This window comes from Leptolyngbya sp. GGD (genome assembly GCF_026735145.1).
Taxonomy (GTDB): Bacteria; Cyanobacteriota; Cyanobacteriia; order Leptolyngbyales; family Leptolyngbyaceae; genus Leptolyngbya; species Leptolyngbya boryana.
In genome coordinates, this window is record NZ_JAPQKE010000002.1 from 299,123 (window position 1) to 320,136 (window position 21,014).

At 47.5% G+C, this 21,014-nt stretch carries 13 protein-coding genes; 9 read left to right on the forward strand and 4 right to left on the reverse strand.

From position 1 onward, the window contains the following. Window positions 1–42: 42 nt before the first annotated feature. From OU814_RS10380 to OU814_RS10405, 6 genes are all read left to right on the forward strand, one after another. On the forward strand, window positions 43–2,733 hold the full coding sequence (locus tag OU814_RS10380) for an S-layer family protein (RefSeq protein ID WP_268182550.1): 2,691 nt from the start codon (window positions 43–45) through the stop codon (window positions 2,731–2,733). Between the two features lie 100 nt (window positions 2,734–2,833). After that, window positions 2,834–5,596 (forward strand): beta strand repeat-containing protein, encoded by a 2,763-nt coding sequence (locus tag OU814_RS10385; protein WP_268182552.1) that lies wholly within the window; start codon window positions 2,834–2,836, stop codon window positions 5,594–5,596. Window positions 5,597–5,697: 101 nt separating this feature from the next. After that, window positions 5,698–8,187 (forward strand): two-partner secretion domain-containing protein, encoded by a 2,490-nt coding sequence (locus OU814_RS10390; RefSeq protein WP_268182554.1) that lies wholly within the window; start codon window positions 5,698–5,700, stop codon window positions 8,185–8,187. A 145-nt stretch (window positions 8,188–8,332) separates the two neighbouring features. Beyond that, entirely contained in the window at window positions 8,333–10,750 is a 2,418-nt protein-coding gene (locus tag OU814_RS10395) for a beta strand repeat-containing protein (protein WP_268182556.1), read from the forward strand. Window positions 10,751–10,850: 100 nt separating this feature from the next. Continuing rightward, entirely contained in the window at window positions 10,851–13,502 is a 2,652-nt protein-coding gene (locus tag OU814_RS10400; RefSeq protein ID WP_268182558.1) for an S-layer family protein, read from the forward strand. 215 nt (window positions 13,503–13,717) lie between these two features. Then, window positions 13,718–14,221 (forward strand): universal stress protein, encoded by a 504-nt coding sequence (locus OU814_RS10405; RefSeq protein ID WP_017285879.1) that lies wholly within the window; start codon window positions 13,718–13,720, stop codon window positions 14,219–14,221. Here OU814_RS10405 and OU814_RS10410 read toward each other — a convergent pair. The 3 genes from OU814_RS10410 to OU814_RS10420 form a co-directional block, all read right to left on the reverse strand. Next, window positions 14,185–15,009, reverse strand: a complete 825-nt coding sequence (locus OU814_RS10410; protein WP_268182562.1) for a tetratricopeptide repeat protein — start codon at window positions 15,007–15,009, stop codon at window positions 14,185–14,187. The two genes, OU814_RS10405 and OU814_RS10410, sit on opposite strands and share 37 nt — an antisense overlap. A 9-nt stretch (window positions 15,010–15,018) precedes the next feature. Then, window positions 15,019–15,855 carry a tetratricopeptide repeat protein gene (locus OU814_RS10415; protein ID WP_017285881.1) on the reverse strand — a complete coding sequence of 279 codons (837 nt, stop codon included), beginning with the start codon at window positions 15,853–15,855 and terminating at the stop codon, window positions 15,019–15,021. Between the two features lie 116 nt (window positions 15,856–15,971). Continuing rightward, window positions 15,972–16,712, reverse strand: a complete 741-nt coding sequence (locus tag OU814_RS10420; protein WP_268182564.1) for an LmeA family phospholipid-binding protein — start codon at window positions 16,710–16,712, stop codon at window positions 15,972–15,974. 87 nt (window positions 16,713–16,799) lie between these two features. Here OU814_RS10420 and OU814_RS10425 point away from each other — a divergent pair, with 87 nt between their 5' ends. After that, window positions 16,800–17,420 (forward strand): acetoacetate decarboxylase family protein, encoded by a 621-nt coding sequence (locus tag OU814_RS10425; protein ID WP_268182566.1) that lies wholly within the window; start codon window positions 16,800–16,802, stop codon window positions 17,418–17,420. A gap of 148 nt (window positions 17,421–17,568) precedes the next feature. Next, window positions 17,569–18,984 carry a glycosyltransferase gene (locus OU814_RS10430; protein WP_268182569.1) on the forward strand — a complete coding sequence of 472 codons (1,416 nt, stop codon included), beginning with the start codon at window positions 17,569–17,571 and terminating at the stop codon, window positions 18,982–18,984. 129 nt (window positions 18,985–19,113) lie between these two features. Here the strand turns inward: OU814_RS10430 and OU814_RS10435 are convergent, their stop codons facing one another. Then, window positions 19,114–20,196, reverse strand: a complete 1,083-nt coding sequence (locus OU814_RS10435; protein WP_017285885.1) for a Gfo/Idh/MocA family protein — start codon at window positions 20,194–20,196, stop codon at window positions 19,114–19,116. 461 nt (window positions 20,197–20,657) lie between these two features. Between OU814_RS10435 and OU814_RS10440 the strand changes: the two genes are divergently transcribed. Further along, complete coding sequence (locus OU814_RS10440; RefSeq protein ID WP_017285886.1) at window positions 20,658–21,014, forward strand: ArsR/SmtB family transcription factor; 357 nt, start codon at window positions 20,658–20,660, stop codon at window positions 21,012–21,014.

Consider the following 21,014-nt stretch of genomic DNA (forward strand, 5'->3'; position numbering starts at 1 on the left):
ACTCTACACCTACCGTCCTATAGCTTTAAGAGTGTGGTAGTGATGAAGGGTATATTCCAGCTGTGTTTGGCAATCTTGGGGGCAGTTGCAATCTCAGAACAAGTTTGTGCGCAAGCCGTTGTGCCTGATAGCACCCTTGGCACAGTTGTGACCGGAAATCCTAACTTCATGATCACAGGCGGAACTCGTCCAAATAATGGTTCTAACCTGTTCCATAGCTTCAGCCAATTTTCTGTTCCGACGGGTGGCACAGCTTTTTTCGATAATGCACTCGATGTGTCAATGATTTTCAGCCGGGTTACAGGCGGAACAGTTTCTAACATTGATGGCATGATTCAAGCCAATGGCACTGCCAGCCTATTTCTGCTTAATCCTGCCGGAATTCTGTTTGGGAACAGTGCCCAATTGAACATTGGTGGCTCTTTTGTGGGAACCACTGCTAACAGTATTCGGTTTGCAGATGGGACGGAGTTTAGCGCCGTAAATTCGAGCCAAACCCCATTGTTAACGATAAGCGCGCCAGTAGGGTTACAGTTTGGCAGCAATCCAGGGAGCATCACGCACCAATCCACAACAGGCTTCCAAGTTGAGCCAGGTAAGACTCTTGCATTAATTGGCGGATCTCTCACCATAGCGGGTGGAACACTCAGTGCGCCATCTGGCAACATCGAGCTAGGAAGCGTTGCTGCGAATAGTCAAGTGGGTCTTGAGCCGACAACTTTTGTCATGAATTACGCTGGAGCAACAGGCTTTCAAGATATTCAACTGACTCAGAAGGCACAAGTAGATGCCAGTGGCAGTAGTGGGGGGGCGATTCAAATCCAAGCTCGACAGTTGAGCCTCAAACAAGGGGCACAAGTGCGATCGAACACGCTTGGATCGGAGCAGGGAAAACCCATTACGGTTCGGGCATCCGAGCGCATCGAGATCGCAGGCACTGAGGATCTATCTTCCTATAACATTTTCTATGGTGGTGAAGACTTTGATATCAGTGGTTTAAGTGGCATGTATGCTGTTGTCAAAGGGGGAACTGGGAATGGGGGCAGCATTCAGATTGACAGTCCCTATCTGTCCGTAAGTCAAGCAGGAGCGATTGTCGCAAACACAAGAGGGCAAGGGAATGCAGGCAACATCACGATCAAGAGCCAAACAGTTGAAATCAATGGTAACCTGGATGGCAATGGCTTTCCGAGTGTTCTCAATACCGGAACATTTGCTGAGGGTCAGGGTGGCAATCTCACGATCAATGCAGATCGACTTTTCTCCAAGGACTTTGTGCTTGTTCAATCCAATTCCAACGGTTCAGGGGATGCGGGGAATTTAACGGTGAATGTTCGGCAGTTCCAAGCTTTCGGTGGTAGTCAATTTTCGTCGGGTGCTTTTGCGTCAGGGAATGGCAGCAACTTAACGGTGAATGCTACCGAGTCGGTAGAGTTGATCGGGTTTAGCACCTGGGATGGGGGACCCTTTTCAACAGGGCTATTTAGCAGTGTTGAACCCAGGGGGACAGGACATGGCGGCAATTTGAGAATCACAACAGGGCGGTTGAGTATCCAGCAGGGAGCCAAGGTTACTGCAAATTTGGTAGGGAACGGGAAGGCTGGAAATATTGTAATTCGAGCGAACGAAGTTGAAGTTAGCGACCCATTAGTAGATTTTACGGGATCGCTCAGCGGCATTGTGACCTCAGTGCAAGATGGCGCGACTGGGCAAGGTGGCAACTTGGATATTGTCACTGATCGATTACGAGTCTTCCGGGGAGGACAGATTACAGCGGCAACCGATGGATTAGGCAATGCAGGAAGTATCAACATCCAAGCTGGGGATATCGATATTAGCGGCTTCTCCCAAGATGGACAATTTCGCAGTAGTATCACTGCGAGTTCAACGACTGGCTTTAATGCTGGCTCTATCAATCTTCGGAGCGATCGTTTGAGTGTTCGGGATGGAGCCAATATCACAGTCAGCAACACCGGAACTGGAGATGCAGGTAACCTCAATATCAATGCGGGGACTGTTTTCCTCAACAATGGCGCGAGTTTACAAGCTGAGGTCAATGGCGGAAGTCAAGGTAATATCCGGCTTGCAGCCCGCGATTTGCTCCTGCTACGGCAGGATAGCCAAATTGTCACGAGTGCCACCGGAGCTTCCACGGGCGGAAACATTACTATCAATGCGCCCATCATTGTGGGATTAGAAAATAGTGATATTGTTGCTAATGCAGTGCAGGGTCAAGGTGGAAATATTCAAATTACCACTCAGGGCATTATCGGCTTGGAGTATCGCGATCGCACAACGCCAGAAAACGACATCACTGCGAGTTCCGAATTCGGCGTGAATGGCACTGTTGAAGTCAACAATGTCGGAGTTGATCCAAATTCTGGCTTAGTCGAGCTATCCACAACCCTCATCGATTCAACTCAACAAGTCGCGGCTGGCTGTTCCGGGACTCAAGGGAGTAGTTTTGTGGTTACAGGACGCGGTGGGATGCCGCAAAATCCGACTCAGGAGGTGCGCCGAGATCGTGCCTGGAATGATGTACGCGATCTCTCGACATTCCAAAAAACCGCGATCGCACCAGTTCCAACTCAGACTGCCACACTCGTAGAAGCAACAGCTTGGTATCGCCATCCCCAAACTGAAAAAGTCGAATTAGTTGCAGCACATCCTACTTCCAGCACTCCATCTGCCACTTGTGCTAGCAAGCTTCACTCAACTGAAAGCTCTCTCTGAGTCTCAGCTTCCTAAGAGTATCTTTTTTCTACAATCGGGATGATTTTTTTGAGACACGGGCACTCTACGTTTGACATTCCAAAATTCAAGGTTGAACGTTATGAAGCAGGCTGCCGTTGGATTAATGTGGGTTACTCTGAGTACTATTGTACTTGGATATGCCGACACTGTTCTCAGAATGGATCGAGTTGATGCCCAAGTCCTTCCTGACACTACCTTAGGAACCACAGTTCAAACTCCCAACAATCTCAACTTCACGATCGAAGGTGGCACTCGATCCGGGGGCAACCTGTTTCATAGTTTCAGCCAATTCTCCGTTCCCACAGGCGGCTCTGCCAGCTTTAATAATCCCATAGATGTACAAAATATTTTTAGCCGCGTCACAGGCGGAACAGTTTCTAACATTGATGGCTTACTTCAAGCCAATGGCACAGCCAATGTATTCCTACTCAATCCCAGTGGCATTCTCTTCGGCGCAAATGCGTCGTTAAATGTCGGCGGATCTTTCATTGGTACGACAGCAAGCAGCATTAAGTTTGCGGATGGTGCAGAGTTCAGTGCGATCAAGACTTCAGGGACTCCCTTATTAACTATCAGTGCGCCTGTTGGTTTGCAAATGGGTACTAACGCTGGAGCAATTCAAGTCCAAGGACAGCCACCCAATTTCTTTGTTTTTTCAGGCTTACAAGTGCCAGCAGGAAAGACGCTTGCTCTTGTTGGCGGCAATATTGATCTAGCTCAAGCAAATCTGTTTGCACCCGATGGGCATGTGGAATTGTGGGCAGTAAAGAATACTGAAATTAGTATCGATCGAGCAAACGGATGGGAACTCACTGGAACATCTCCCGCACCAAGTGATTGGGGAACTGTAACGTTACGCCAAAACTCCTTTGTCAATGCAGGTGGTCTTTTTGGGCTTGGAACCTATCAAGGTGGCTCAATTCAAGTGCGTGCTCGTGTGTTAACAGTTCAAGATGGCTCTGGTTTGGCTTCTAGCACCTCTGGGAGTGGAACAGGTCAACCTATCACGATCAAGACAACCGAGTTTGTGGATCTTTTGGGCACTTCTGCTCCAGATCAATTCAATCGAAATGGAGGTTTGAACACCACAGCCTATAATTCAGGCGCAACCGCAGGAGACATTGTAGTGGACACTCCAGTACTTCGATTAGCGAATGGGGCTTGGATTCAATCGAGTGTTTCTGCTGTTTATGACTTCTTCACAGGACAAGTCATTGGTTATAGCAATGACTCCAACAGTGGCAACATCTCGATTCGAGCACGGGATGTAGAAGTCAAGGGCGATACTCCTTTTCCTAGCCCCTTTCTACCACCAGATACGCCGCTAGATTTTCCAGGAAATATTATACCGACAGCAATTACCACAGTCCTTACGGCACCTGGCACCAATGTCAGAAGTGGAGACATCAGTATTACCGCAGACCGAGTACGTTTATTAGAAGGCGGACGGATTAGTACCGATCTGACGAACTTCGGCAGCCCATTCATCCCTACAGGTCGCACAGGGGATATCTCGATTCGAGCCGCAGAAAGCCTCGAAATCGAGGGAGTGACCCGTGGAGGGATGGTCGGTGCAGTGATTAGCTCGCTGCAACCAGGAACTCAAGGACAAGGTGGAAATATCACGATCGAGACAAATAAACTCCAACTCCACAATGGCGGAACAATTTCTACTGCATTAGCAGGAACAGGAACTTCTGGAAATATCACCATTCAGGCACAAGACATTTTAGTCCGTGATGCTGCTATTGATAACATTAGCCAGACAACCTCTGGAATCATCGCAGTAGTCGCTAAAAGTGGCAGTGGAACTGGCGGTGATATTAACCTGACAGCGGACAATTTGAAAGTTTTTGAGGGTGGACAGATTGCTTCTGCAACAGACGGACAAGGAGTGGCTGGCAATATTAACGTACAGGTGAAGAATCTCCAGATTCAGGGGGTTTCTCAACCTTTGCTAGGCGGACAGAGCCTTCCGAGCGAGATTGCGGCTTCTTCGTCTAGTGCCTTTGCTGCTGGATCGGTCAATCTCCAAGCTGATACGTTACAAGTCAGCGATCGCGCAGTCATCTCTGTTAGTAACACAAGCTCGGGAGATGCAGGCAACCTCAACATTAAGGCAGGCACCGTTTCTTTAAATCAAGCCAGCCTACAAGCACAGGTCAATGGTGGTAATCAGGGAAACATCCACATTCAAGCGGCTGATCTGCTATTGCTTCGACAGGGCAGTAACATCGTCACGAGTGCCACCGGAGCTTCGACAGGCGGCAATATCAAGATTAATGCACCTATCATTGTGGGATTAGAAAACAGCGATATTATTGCCAATGCAGTGCAGGGTCAAGGCGGAAATATTCAAATTACGACCCAAGGTATTATTGGTTTGCAGTATCGCGATCGCTTAACCCTAGAAAACGACATCACTGCCAGTTCCGAATTCGGGGTGAATGGCACCGTAGAAGTCAACAACGTTGGAGTAGATCCGAACTCTGGCTTAGTCGAGTTATCTACCACATTGATCGATTCAAACCAACAAGTTGCGGCTAGCTGTTCCGGGACTCAAGGGAGTAGTTTTGTGGTCACGGGACGGGGTGGAATGCCGCAAAATCCAAATCAGGAGGTGGATCGATATCGTTCTTGGAATGATGTGCGAGATCTCGCAGCTTTTCATAAAACCGCGATCGCGCCAGCCCCAACTCAGACTGCCATGCTCGTAGAAGCGACGAATTGGCATCGCAATTCCCAAACTGGAAAAGTTGAATTAGTTGCAGCACATTCTACTTCCAGCACTCCATCTGCCACTTGTGCCAGCACGCTGAACTCAACTCGAAGCCCTATCTAAATCTCCACTTCCCAGAAGTAGACTTCTTCTGACATTGCGATGATGTTGTTTGAGGGACGGGCACCCTACGTTTGACACTCCAGAATTTGAGGTTAAATGCAATGAGGCAGGCTGTCGCTGGATTAGTATGGGTTGGTCTAAGTATCATCGCACTTGGGTATACCGACCATATCCTCAGAATAGATCGAGTTGATGCTCAAGTCCTTCCCGACAGCACCTTAGGAACGACAGTTCAAACGCTGAACAATCTCGACTTCACGATCGATGGGGGGACTCGATCCGGTAACAATCTCTTTCATAGCTTCAACCAACTCTCTGTTCCCACAGGTGGCTCTGCCCTCTTCAATAACGCTACGGATATTCAGACTATCTTTGCTCGCGTCACTGGAGGCAGTGCTTCCAATATTGATGGACTCCTCAAAACGAATGGCACTGCTAGTCTGTTTCTGCTGAACCCCAATGGCATCCTGTTTGGGAGCAATACCCAGTTGAATGTTGGCGGTTCCTTCGTAGGAACGACTGCCAATAGTATCCAATTTGCAGATGGCACTGAGTTTAGTGCAGTGAATCCCAGTAGTCTGCCCTTGTTGACCATGAGTGCACCGATCGGTTTACAAATGGGACAGAATCCAGGAGCAATTACTGTGCAGGGGCGAGGCAATCAGTTATTTGATATCACTGGTTTTGGTCAAGCCAGCGCGATCAACAGTCCTGCTGGCTTACAAGCTGGCGCAAATCAAACGTTAGCCTTGATTGGTGGTGCAGTGACCTTCTCTGGTGGAGTTGCTTCTATCCAGGGCAGTGGGCATCTGGAAGTCGGGAGTGTCAGTCGTGGAACGGTTGGACTTCAACCCACTCCAACGGGCTGGGTTGGTGATTACTCAGCAGTACAGCAATTTAACGATATTCATTTGGGGCAGGAATCGCTATTGAATGCTAGTGGGAGTAATGGTTCCATCCAGCTCCAAGGACAAAACATTCGCTTGACAGAAGGATCTGCGGCTTTACTTCAAAACCTTGGTTCACAACCGGCAGGGGGAATCACGGTCAATGCAAAAGGATCTCTAATATTGCAAGGCAATACTTCCAATGGTGAATTAGGAAGTTTGATTCAAAGTAATAACTTAAATAGTGGTCAGGTTGGAGACATTCTCATTTCTGCGGCTCAGCTATTTCTTCGAGATAGCTCTAGAATTATGTCTAGAACCCGAAGCGCCACTGCTGGAGCAAACATCAATATCAACGTTAATGGTACGACTGAAATTACTGGGTTTAACAACAATAATCCAGCAGTGTACACAGCAGTTGCCACATTTTCAGTTGGCAGTGGCAATGCGGGTAACATCGCATTATCTACAGAAAATCTCAGGGTCTTGGATTCTGGCGCAATGATTTCGGTCGCTGCGCGTGATGGGAACACAGGCATAATCCAAGTCAATGCGGCTAAACAAGTCGAAATTGCGGGTTACAATCCAGTGGCATTTTCAGAAAGTTCTCTGTCTACCTATACCCAGGGGGCTGGCAATGCGAATCGTGCCGTGATCAACACAGCAAGATTAGTAATAACCGGGGGTGCATCTTTAGGATCCTCTACGGCTGCAACAGGTTCAGCGGGTAACGTAGAAGTAAATGCTTCAGAGTCCATCGAGATTGAAGGTCAGGGAACAGCAGGAAATGCGGTTGGAACGTTCTCTCGCATCTATTCCAATGCTGAAGAGGTCAGTCCAGAGATTCAAGCTGCATTTGGATTACCCCCCATTCCCAGTGGTAATTCGGGATCTTTAAAGATTAATACTCCCTCCCTCCGCCTCAGCAATGGCGGCGCTGTGAGTGTCCAAAATGATGGCCCAGGCATTGGAGGAAATGTACAAATTATCGCCAATGACATCCAGCTAGAAAATCAGAGTCGCATTACTGCGGTGGCTCAATCAGGCGAGGGTGGCAATATTAACATTCAACTTCGGGATCTCTTATTGATGCGTTCTGGTAGTAGCATTGCGGCAACAGCAGGCGGACAGGGAAATGGAGGGAATATTACCATCAATACACCCATTATCGTAGGATTAGAAAATAGTGACATTGTTGCCAACGCTGATCAGGGACAAGGCGGAAACATTCAAATTACCACTCAGGGCATTATTGGCTTGCAGTATCGCGATCGCTTAACGCCAGAAAACGACATCACTGCGAGTTCTGAGTTCGGCGTGAACGGCACCGTTGAAGTTAACAATGTCGGCGTAGATCCCAACTCTGGCTTAGTCGAGCTATCCCCAACCCTCATCGATTCAACCCAACAAGTCGCAGCGGGCTGTTCTGGGACTCAAAACAGCCGTTTTGTGATCACAGGACGCGGTGGAATGCCAGAAAATCCGACTGAAACTGTGAGAAGTGAGCGTGCCTGGAACGATATCCGCGATCTCTCGGCTTTTCATAAACCTGCGATCGCTCAGGCTCCCAATTTATCACCCTCGATCGTAGAAGCGACAACTTGGTATCGCCATCCCCAAACGGGCAAAGTCGAGTTGGTTGCCACTGTACCAACTAAACCTCACATTGCCGCAACCTGTGGCTCCTCTACAACTGCGCTCTAGTGTCAAGTAATTCGACCCTGCAATTAAATTCCTTACACAACATTTCTCTTGATGATTTTTGGGGCACATTGACTGAGTCTCCTATTTGTCAAGAGAAGCTTCTATGGTGCGATCCGTGCTACACTCCGTGCTCTTGGGAATATGTTTGACCCTCACTCTTCCGGTTCAAGCGCAACAAGTCCTTCCCGACACGACCCTCAATACTCAAGTCACACGATCGCTCAACGACTTCACCATCACAGGCGGCACGACTTCCGGCACGAATCTTTTCCATAGCTTCCAAGAATTCTCTATTCCCACAGGTGGGTCTGCTCTCTTCAACAACGCGACTAACATTCAAAATATTTTCAGTCGTGTTACGGGTAGCACCATCTCCAACATTGATGGCTTAATTCAAACCAATGGCACTGCCAATCTATTCTTGCTCAATCCCAATGGCATTCTCTTTGGTGCGAATGCTCGTTTGAATCTGGGTGGCTCATTCTTGGGAACAACTGCAAATCGTCTCAGATTTGCCGATGGTACAGAGTGGTATGCCGACAATGTAATGGCACCCCCTTTGTTAACGATGAGTGTTCCTGTGGGATTGCAAATGGGGAGCAATCCGGCATCCATTACTGTTCAAGGAACAGGACACGCTCTGAGTAATCCCAATCCTAGTGGGTTGCCTCCCATCGCTGTAATTCCCAGTGCGACAGAATTGCGCGTTCAACCAGGACAAACCCTCGCCTTGATGGGCGGCAATTTGAATCTCAATGGTGCAACTCTAAGCGCCCCACAGGGACGAGTCGAATTAGGCAGTCTGAGTGGTGCAGGTCTGATTCACCTCATTCCTACCGCTCAGGGGTATCGATTGGACTATGAGCAGGATCAGAGCTTTGGAAATATTCAACTCACCCAAAAGTCGCTTCTCGACGTGAGTGGCGTTAATGCCGGATCGGTACAGCTTCAAGGGCGAGAGATTCAATTCACCGATGGTTCACTGATCCTGTCACAAAATTTTGGTTACCTGCCGGGTGGGGAAATTCGCCTGCGAGCTTCAAACGCGATCGACATGATTGGTGCAACGGACTCACGCATTTGGAGTGGAATTCGGAGTGAAACGTTTGGCATTGCAGCAGGAAGCAACGTCAGTGTTGTTACTCCCAAGCTAACTGTCCAAGCAGGGGCAGGATTGAATACTTCAACGATAGGAACGGCTACAAGCGGGAATATTGACATTCAGGCAACTGCCATTGAAGTATCTGGTTTTTCACTCAGCAATCCTAGGAGTGTGAGTAGTCTCAGCACCTCTAGTTACTACAGTTCGGGAAATGCGGGTGACATTCTGGTCAATGGGGATAGTTTAGTCGTTTCCGGTGGCGCTTCCTTGAGTTCAGCAACCTTTGGCAGCGGTGCGAGTGGGCAAGTTGCAATTCACAACAATCAAACAACGATCACGGGCGGCAACGGCTTCGGATTCCAGAGCGCTATTGGTTCAGTCACGTTTGCAACCGGAACTGCTAAGGCTCTCACCCTGGAGACAGATCGGTTACAAATTCTCGATGGCGGAACCCTTGCAGCAACGACATTCTTTATGGGAAATGGCGGAGATCTGAGAATTAACGCGGCAGAATCTATCGAGATCAGAGGATACAATCAGAGCAATAATAGCAGCATCAACTCTTCTGTCCTATCCTTAAACCCACAACTGCGGCAGCAATTTGGGCTTCCCGATATTTTAATCGCAAATGCAGGCAGTGTTAGCATTTCCACACCTAATCTAATCTTGACAGATCGCGGCACCGTCAGTGTGACGAATCAAGGGGATGGCAATGGTGGTACGCTGAGCATCAAAGCTAATACTATTCAATTAGATCGTCAAGCTAGCATTCAGGCACAAACAGCGTCAGGAAATGGCGGAAATATTGATTTAGCAGTTGGTAAGCTGTTACTGCTACGGAGCAATAGCGCGATCGCGGTAACTTCGGGTGGAAATGGTAACGGTGGGAATATTACGCTCAATTCGCCTGTGATCGTAGGATTAGAAAATAGTGATATTGTCGCCAATGCAGCACAAGGTAAAGGCGGAAATATCCAAATTACGACTCAAGGCATTATCGGATTACAATACCGCGATCGCACAACACCTGAAAGCGACATCACTGCTAGTTCCGGAATCGGCGTAGATGGCACCGTCGAAGTGAACAATGTTGGAGTTGATCCGAACTCTGGCTTAGTCGAGTTATCCACCACATTGATCGATTCAAACCAACAAGTCGCGGCTGGCTGTTCCGGGACTCAAGGCAGTAGCTTTGTGATCACGGGGCGAGGTGGAGTGCCTCAGAATCCGGCTCAAGAGGTGACCCACGATCGCACCTGGAATGATGTGCGTGATCTTTCAGCTTTCCACAAACCCTCGATCGCTCAGTCGCCAAATTCATCACCCTTGATTGTAGAAGCATCGGCTTGGTATCGCAATCCTCAAACTGGAAAAGTCGAATTAGTTGCAGCACATCCTACTTCCAGCACTCCATCTGCCACTTGTGCCAGCAAACCTCGCTCAACTGAAAGCCCTTCCTAAGTTTCTGCTTGCCAACAGTATCTTTTTTATACAGCAAGATGATGTTTTTTGAAGCACGGGCACTCTACGTTTGACATTCCAAAATTCAAGGTTAAACGTTATGAAGCAGGCTGTAGTTGGATTAATGTGGGTTGGACTCAGTACGATCTCTCTTGGATATACCGACCATATTCTCAGAATGGATCGAGTTGATGCTCAAGTCATTCCCGACAACACCCTAGCAACGACAGTTCAAACTCCTAACAATCTTGCCTTCACGATCGAGGGAGGCACACGTTCTGGCAACAATCTCTTTCACAGCTTCAACCGATTCTCTATCCCAACAAACGGCTCTGCCAGTTTCAATAACTCAACAGATATTCAAACTATCTTTGCTCGTGTCACTGGAGGCAGTGCTTCCCATATTGATGGACTGTTAAACACGAATGGCACTGCTAGTCTTTTTCTGCTTAATCCCAGTGGCATTCTGTTTGGAGCCAATGCAAGGTTGAACATTGGCGGCTCCTTTGTGGGAACGACTGCGAATAGCATTCAATTTGCCGATGGCACCGAGTTTAGTGCACTCAATCCGAGTAGTCCACCCTTGTTAACGATCAGTGCGCCTGTGGGGTTGCAGATGGGGACAAATGCGGCACCGATTCAAGTCGAAGGACCCGCAATCCCAAACGCCTTGATGCGCCCACCTACGATCGCACTCGCACCAACCCAAACACTCGCACTAGTCGGCGGACAAATTGATATTACCAGTGCCAACCTCTCTGCCCCGGATGGACGGATTGAGCTTTGGGCAGTGGGAAATGGACGAGTCGCGATCGACAACCAAATCGGCTGGAAACTGGCGAGTCCTACAGCTACAGCAACCTGGGGCACACTCACTCTCAACAATGTTTCATCTGTCGATGCCACTGGCATGAATGGTGGAGCAATCAATATTCGGGGCAGTGGGTTAACGGTGCAGAATGGCTCCAATATCAGTTCGGTTACCTTTGCAGGACAAGGGAAAGGCATTACTGTCAATACGACAGACTTTATTGACCTAATGGGAAGTTCACTCCCAGACCAAATGGCAACGGGTATCGGGACAGGTGTTGGTTTTCTTGGATTTCCAGCCTTCGGACGAGCTGGAGATGTGACGGTTGAAACCGGACGACTGCGGTTATTTAATGGGGCTTGGCTTCAGTCCACCTCCAACGGCAATGATTCTCGATCGGGAGATGTTAATGTTCGCGCTTCCGACATCGAGATCGTCGGCTCCCATCCATTTATTACTGAAATCCCTACCTCCATTACCACGACGCTCTTTAGTGGCACAAACAATGAGGGTGGAAAAATTACCATTGAGGCAGATCGCATCCGTATAGCAGACGGTGGAATGATCAGTACGGCTGTCGTCAACTTAGATCCTTTCCCCTATCCCACAGGTAAGGCTGGCGATATCGAAATTCGAGCAACTGAGAGTTTAGACATCTCAGGATACACGGTCAATAAACTCCTGGGCGGCGTTTCCTCAGGGATCGGAGCAACTGAGGGACAAGGGGGAAACATCTCGATCGAGACTGGTCGGTTGCAAATCTGGAACGGTGGAACAGTCCGCAGTTCTCTCTCAGGAAGCGGGAAGGCTGGAAACATCACCATTAAAGCGACCGAGGTAGCTGTCAGTGATCCCGTCATTGATGTTTTAAGTAATTTACCTGCTGGCATTACCGTTGCCGTAAGTAACAATGCCGCCGGGCCGGGAGGAAATATTACCCTTACAGCCGACAGACTGCGGTTGTTTAATGGTGGACAAATCACGTCTTCCAACTTAGGACAGGGAACTGCGGGTAGCGTTAACCTAGACGTTAAGGACATTGACGTGCAGGGTATTTCTGAGTATTCGTTTAACGATCAATTACTCAGAAGTACCATTTCTGCAACGTCCACCAGTTCCTTTGCGGCAGGATCGGTTAATTTGAGAGCCGACAGTTTGCGTGTTCGCGATGGTGCAAGAATTACAGTCAGTAACACCGGAAAGGGAGATGCAGGCAACCTCAACATCAATGCGGGGACTGTTTTCATCAACAATGGCTCAAGTTTGCAAGCCGAAGTCAATGGCGGGAGTCAAGGCAATATCTGGCTGCAAGCCCGCGATCTGCTACTGCTGCGGCAGGGGAGTAACATCGTCACGAGTGCTACAGGAGCTTCCACAGGCGGCAATATCAAGATTAATGCACCTATCATTGTGGGATTAGAAAACAGCGATATTGTCGCCAATGCTGTGCAAGGTCGTGGAGGCAGTATTCAAATTACGACTCAAGGCATTATCGGATTGCAGTACCGCGATCGCTTAACCCCAGAAAATGACATCACCGCAAGTTCTGAATTCGGCGTGAATGGTACTGTTGATGTCAACAATGTAGGAGTTGACCCGAACTCTGGCTTAGTCGAGCTATCCACCACACTCATCGATTCAAACCAACAAGTCGCCGCTGCCTGTTCCGGCACTGAAGGGAGTAGTTTTGTGATTACAGGACGAGGCGGGATTCCTCAAAATCCAACTCAAGAAGTCAGCCACAATCGCTCCTGGAATGATATGCGTGATCTCTCGGCTTTTCACAAATCCGCGATCGCTCAAGCTCCCACGTCAACTCCAACGATCGTGCAAGCCACAGATTGGTATCGCAATCCCCAAACAGGCAAAGTGGAGTTAACAGCCGTAAGACCTCTCCCATCCAATGCGATCGCGACTTGTGCAACTACACCCAACTCCTGAAGTTGTTCAAGTTCCGCTTAAATGATGAGGATTGTCGTACTCTTGTTTGGCTCAAAAATCATCCCGGTTGTGGTCAGCGTCGATCGAATATTAAGAAGCGAAAACACCCAGCGGCAATACCAAGCTAGGCATTTTATACTGTTAGTAGCAAAGACTGATCAACTCCTCTTCAAAGCCAGTTTAACGCCTTTGCCTACAACATTTAGGAGAATCGTATGTTCCACAAGATTTTAGTCGCGCTGGATCACTCTGATTCGAGTCAAGCCGTATTTGAAAGAGCGGTCGAGCTTGCCAAAACAAATCACGCTGAATTGATGTTACTGCATATTATCAGCCCAATCGACGAAGGTGTGCCAACTCCTGTTTATCCAATGCCCGATGGTCTCTATCCGATGCACCATGAGGCTTTACTTCAATCTTCAGCCCAGCTCTTTTCCCAAGTTGAACAAGCTGGATTGGACATGTTACGGGCACGAGATGCCGCTGCAACTGCGGCTGGAGTCCGGTGTGAATTTACACAACATGTCGGTGATCCGGGCACATCTATTTGTGAGATCGCGCAAACTTGGAACGCAGATCTAATTGTGGTGGGACGTAGAGGCAGATCAGGACTAAGTGAATTCTTTTTAGGCAGTGTCAGTAATCATGTCATGCACCATGCACGATGCTCAGTGCTCATTGTTCAAGAAGCCTTGGTTCCAGCTTCTAGCAATGCCTGAAATTGCGAACGGTTGTGTAAAAAGTTGAAAATCGGATCTGTAGCAGCAAGGTTGCGATAGATTGAAGCTGAAAGCTCGATCGCGTGGGTTAAATTCTCGATCGCTGCTTCTGCATCTCGCTTGAGTGCATAACAACAAGCCATACCATACCAGGCACTGGCACTCCGAGAATTAATTTTCACGGCATTCTCAAAACTTGCAATCGCTTCCGGGATTCGATTTAACTTTCCAAGCACTTGCCCTCGATAATTCCAGATGTAGTCTGAGACGGGCTTGATCTTCAGTGCAATGTCTAAATTCGTTAAAGCCGCCTCATGCTCATTGAGAGATGACAACGCGATCGCTCGGTTGTACCAAGCTTTGTAATTTTGTGGTTTCAAAGCAATGACTTGATCAAAACTGGCGATCGCATCTTGGTAGCGATACAAATTCATCAGCGTTTTGCCATGATTTTGCCAACTGCGATAATCATCTGGCGTAAATTTCAAGGCTTGATTAAAGCTTGTCAAAGCTTCTTCATATTGTCCGATTCGACCTAATGAAATTCCGCGTCCTTGCCATGCCAAAGCCATGCGAGGGCGAAGTGTAATCACACGTTCAAAAGTTGAGATCGCCTCTTCATAGCGACCTAACTTTTCTAGTGCATAACCCCGACACAACAGCGCATTCGGATGATCAGGATCGATCGCTAAGATTTGCTCAAATCTCGCATACTGTTTTCCATATCGACCGAGCAGAGATAGCGATCGTCCTGCATTGCGATACCGAATTTCATCAGAGGGAAGCATGGGCAGAATTTACGACTCGCGAGGCGCGCGAAAGCTCAGCAACGATAGAAATCGATTATCTCGACGCAAAGCGGCAAAGTCAGCATTGCTCTGAGCTAAATCGCGATATTCATCAGGATTGAGTTCGATTGCACGTCGCAGATGTTCATAAGCAAGGTCAGACTTGCCCTGAAGTGCGTAACAGCAGGCTTTGTTGTACCAGATCGTGGCAGAATCTGGTTTGAGCGCAAGCGCACGATCGTAGCTTTCGATCGCATCGTCAATGTTGCCCATGTGGTAGAGTGCGTTGCCGCGATTTGTCCAGGATTCCTCGAAGTCAGGTTTGAGTTCGAGTGCCCGATCGTAGCTGGCTACGACTCGTTCTAATTGACCCAGTTTTCGTAAGGCGAGTCCACGACTGTACCAAGCCCAGTAATAGTCCGGCTTGAATTCAATCGCGCGATCGTAGCTATTGACCGCTTCTTCATAACGCTCCATGTTCCGAAGCGAAATGCCTCGGTTGTACCACGCCCAGTGATAATCAGCGCGGTACTTGATCGCATTGTCGTAACTATAGATCGCTTCTTGATAGCGTCCTAATTCATCTAAAGCATTGCCGCGATTGTTCCAGGCTTCAGGGAAACCCGGTTGGTATTCAATCGCTTGAGAGTAGCTGTCGATCGCTTGCTCGAATCGTCCTAAATGGTAAAGCGAGTTGCCCCGGTTGTACCAAGCATCCGGATAGTCAGGCTTTAGATTTAGTGCGGCTTCATAGCTCGCGATCGCGGCTTCGTAGGCTTTCTGTTTATTGAGATATAACCCCTTCTGAAAGAAGAGCGTTACTTCAACGTCTTGAGCTTGGCTCATCACCCAATTCCGTCTTATACACGTTCCTTGTTAAGGTTCCCAGAAGATGTGCTAGGAATCACAAACGTTATGAAAATTGATAAGGCGAAATCGAGAGAAAATGGGTGTGATTTTAATTACAAATCGGGAACTTTTCGCGCGTGAATTTCAAGCTCAGTTGTTAAGACTTTATTTTTAATTTCTAATGCTTTACATCGAAATGCAATGCCTTCGATTTCATAGTAGGGCCGATTGAGAATTGATTCCATCCATTGCAGAAGTGCAATCATAAAGGGAATAGATTGCCCAGCATTTGGGGTACAACAGAATGTCTCTAATCGAACAGGACTTGTCTCAGTACGTGGGCAAATAATGCAGGTGAATGCTAAGGTCTGCGATTGCTTCGCACGCTTAATCTCTACAGTGCCCGTAAATCGCAGCTTATTATCACTTAAGAGGCGAATCGCCGAGGGAGGCAATAATTCAAGGGTAATAATTTCGCGATCGACGGTTAATTCAATGGGTTTTAATAAAGACTTTCCATACTCTGAATTCATATTTTGATTCAGATCTTGTTCAGAGAGAGTTAGCCGGATTTCACTATCAATTGGCTCACTTAATCGGATTTTTCCTAATAACATACTGAGCGGATCAATTGAAATTTGATCCGTCTTGACTTCCAATTCTTGGACTTGAATTTCATCTTTAACAAAATCGCGCGCCTGAATTGAAACGTCATTGATTTCGCCTTGAAAAAGCTTACCTAGATTCGTTCTCATCGAAACTGCTATTTTTCTGAATTCATCGAGTTGATTTGCCAAAACTAGCTTTGTAAATTCCGCAAAAATATTCTCTTCAGTTCGCGATCGCTCAGACATAGCTTTTTTAAATTTAATTCCTCACTAATCTAGATTTCTTGCTGATAAAACATCTCTACATTTTGGAAGAAACTCTGGAGATCTCATATGAATTATCCCCTTGCCCCTTGGATTCTCAAAGGTTACGGCTTTTTGACGCTGCATCTAGTTGATGTTGTCCAAGCAGAAAAATGCATCCCAACTGATCTCGAAATTGTTCAAGTCTTACCTGGAAAAACGATCGGCGGCATTGTGCTCGGAAAATATGAACCTGGCTCAACTTTGACGTATGGAGAACTCATTGTTGTACCTGCTTTAGTTCGCCAAAGCGGAAATATCGGAGCTTGGATTTCGCATATCTATGTTGATGATTTGAATTCAATCGCAGGAGGACATAAGATTTGGGGTTTGCCGAAAGAAGAAGCACAATTTGTCTGGCAATCGAACGGAGGTGCAATGGTCAAACAAGGCGATCGCATTCTGTGCGATTTCACGCCAACCTGGCAGTTTAATCTTTGGCGACAGCGGGGACAATTCGGAACTTATTCCAGTCTGGAACAGCTTGCAAGGTTTGAGAGCGAAGCGATCGCCAATTTATCACTGATTTCTGCTCGACTCGATATTCCAGCATCTAGCCCATTTGCTCACATGATCAGAACTCAGCCCTGGCTTGCCCTACGTGCCGAATCTCTAGAACTTACCGTCGCGGCTCCGAAGCGAGTCGGGTAATCCGAATCACGAACCCCTAGAAGAAAACGCTGAAATTCGGCGATCGCAAGGTAAGCTGTCAGAGTACGAAAGTTGAAGAAAAGGTTACAGAAATTAAAGTAACCTGAATTTTCAACTTCACTTTATTGGGTGTTAGACATCACAACCTATGTCGGAGAATTCTTGGCAAGAAAACGAGCTTGAATCGCTGGCAGCACTGTTATCAGAACTGCCCGAAGAACCCAACGGGTCTAAAGAGCCGGATACGTTTCGCGGTTTTCAAGGACGTAGGAAAAAAGCAGCGATCGTCTTTGCTGCCATTTGGAGTAGCACGATCGCGCTGCACTTAGTGACCTGGGGTTACTGGTTTGTGTTGGGCGTGACGACCCTAATGAGTATTCATGCAATGCGCTTGATGCTTGCCCGCCCAAATGCCTTCGCAAAGCCTCTTGAAGATGATGATCTATTTCCTACAGTTTCGCTGATGGTTGCGGCAAAGAATGAGGAAGCTGTGATCGGGCGCTTGGTCAAAATGCTGTGTGAGTTGAATTATCCGCGCGATCGCTACGAAGTTTGGGTAATTGACGATAACAGCACTGATAAAACGCCTGAAGTGCTCGACCATTTAACGACTCAATATCCCCAACTGAAAGTTTTCAATCGTCCTGAAAACTCAAGTGGCGGCAAATCTGGCGCATTAAATCAAGTCTTTCCACTCACTTCGGGTGAATTCTTAGTCGTATTTGATGCCGATGCTCAAGTCGAGCCAGATTTCTTGCGTCGAGTTATCCCCGTTTTTGAGCGAGGAGATATCGGCGCGATCCAAGTGAGAAAAGCGATCATTCAGGCTGAACCGCAATTTCACTCCAACGAGGCGAAGAATTTCTGGATCCAAGGACAAATGGCAGAAATGGCATTGGATGCGTTTATTCAGCAGCAGAGAGCCGCGATCGGAGGATTAGGGGAACTGCGCGGAAATGGACAACTCGTTCGTCGAGAAGCGTTGCTCGACTGTGGGGGGTGGAACGAAGAAACAATCACAGACGATTTGGATTTGACATTCCGATTGCATTTGAGCGGCTGGGATATTGAAGTCGTGACAGAGCCAGCCGTTTACGAAGAAGGCGTGACAAACGCGATCGCGCTTTGGCATCAGCGAAATCGCTGGGCAGAAGGCGGCTATCAACGCTATCTCGATTACTGGCGACTGATTTTACGCAATCGCATGGGAAGCCGCAAAACAATCGATCTCGCGATGTTTTGGATGCTGCAATATGTGATGCCAACTGCAGCCATTCCCGATTTTCTCATGGCGGTTTTGCGCCATCGGATGATGCTGACGAGTCCGATTTCTGCGATGACGCTGTTCTTGTTCTTATTTAGTGCGATCGGTGGATTGCGTCGAGTTCAAAAACTGAAAAGTCAAGATGATATCTCAATCTTGACTCAGATCTTTCAAGGATTACGAGGTGCGGTTTATATGTTGCACTGGTTTGTCATTGTCTCAACTGCAACATTGAGAATGTCCATCCGTCAGAAGCGGCTGAAGTGGGTGAAGACTGTGCATCACGGTGCAGCAAACTGAATCTCACAAAACACTCTACAAAACAAACAAAAGAGGGTTAAACACTTCTAACCCTCTTAAACCTATTAATTTTTACAATCCCTGCGCCGATCTGGATTTGTCTGGATCGGCGCAAATTTTATGTCTCCCTCAAACCGCGATCGCGGCAGTATCGAGTTCAATTACCTTTGAGTCTGGCGAAGAATGCCACACTTTACCATCGAGTGCCATCTGCTCAATCAAACTCGCCAGTCTAAGTGCCTTCAATGCCTGAATTCCGCCAACTGAGGGAGCCATACCACCCCGGACACACTGGACAAAGTGCTCCAATTCAGCATGAAGCGGCTCGATATTGCTCGTTTTCACTTTCTCAATTAGACCGTCCTGGCAATATAAGACCTGTCCATAATCCGTCTTGTAATTCGAGGTCGTTTGACGGTGAATCAGAATCTCATTATTGAGAAAATCTGCTTCCGTCAGTGAATTCTTACAGTGGGCTGAAATTTGTCGAATCTTCCGATGGGTCACCTTACTCGCGGTCAGTGTTGCTACAATGCCATTGGCAAAGCCCAACGTCGCTGTCACATAATCCAACTGACCTGAATTCGAGGCACGCCCACCACTTGCGGTCAATTTCACGACCTTAGAATTTGCCAGTTCCAACAGCAAATCAATGTCGTGAATCATCAGATCCAAGACAACCGATACATCATTTGCACGATCGCTATAAGGACTCATCCGATGAGCTTCGAGCGCCAAAACCTCTTCAGTTTTCAGAACCTTACTGAGTTCTTGAAACGCGGGGTTAAATCGCTCAATATGTCCAACCTGCAGAATACACTGACATTCTGCTGCCGCATTCACAAGCGATTCTGCTTCGGCAATACTTGCTGCAATCGGCTTTTCAATTAAAACATGAACCCCTGCCTTCAGAGCCGCCATTCCGACCCCATGATGCAACCGTGTTGGTACGGCAATACAAACCGCATCGACATGATTTAACAAATCATGGTAGTCCTCAAAAAATCGGACACGATACTTGCTAGCCGTGTCCAAACCGCGTTCTACATTGATGTCCGAAACTCCGACCAGTTCAACATCTTTCAGCAGACTTAACACCCTGGTATGATGTTGTCCCATATTCCCGACACCAATCACGCCAATCCGCAAAGGTTCTGGCTGATTCCGGGATACACCAAACTGGGAATACCCAATTGGGATATTGTTTTGCACTCTTATTCCTCCTCCACCACCGAAATTGTGCTGATTAAACAGCCGTATAATCTCCTCAGACATCCAGATACTATCACAGCGACATTATTTATGAAGAATTCCAAAGTGCATGGTAAGTTCCCTTTTACAATAGTGCGCTGATTTTTTTAATTTCTACGCCCAGAGACGGAGTTTTGAATTGCTTGGTAGATCTGCGATCGAGAACTTCCCGCCCTTTATTAAGCGCTCCAATCGATTCAAAAGCATTCGATTAAATTGCTATGTCGCACTTTCTGACTTCCAAGTCTATTTGCATCAGGTTGAAAGCTACTCTGCGTGAAATTACGACATGTCATCTCTATAGATGCCGAGGTTTTTATGAAGTTTTCGCCAAAATTACGTAAGGCTCAGATGACTCTATTGCTATAGAGCATTATGACTGGCTAGAATCTGGGATCAAGTCATTCCGTTGTCAAATTGACATGAAATCTCCCGCACAACCTGTACCACCTGAAGTCGTGCAGCAAGTTTCTGATTATTTTAGTGTGTTAGGTGAACCGATGCGTCTTCGCATTCTCAATTTACTACGAGATGGCGAAAAATGCGTTCAGGATCTCGTTGAAGCGACTGATACGAGTCAAGCTAATGTTTCTAAGCATCTCAAGGTGATGCTGCAAGCGGGAATCTTAACTCGGCGATCGAAAGGGACGCTGGCATATTACAGCGTCGAAGACGATCTGATTTTCGAGTTATGTAATCTGGTCTGCGATCGCTTAGCGACTCGGATTGAACAGCAAGCTCAGTATTTCCGAGCCTTCAGCTTAGCCAGTCGTCGGTAG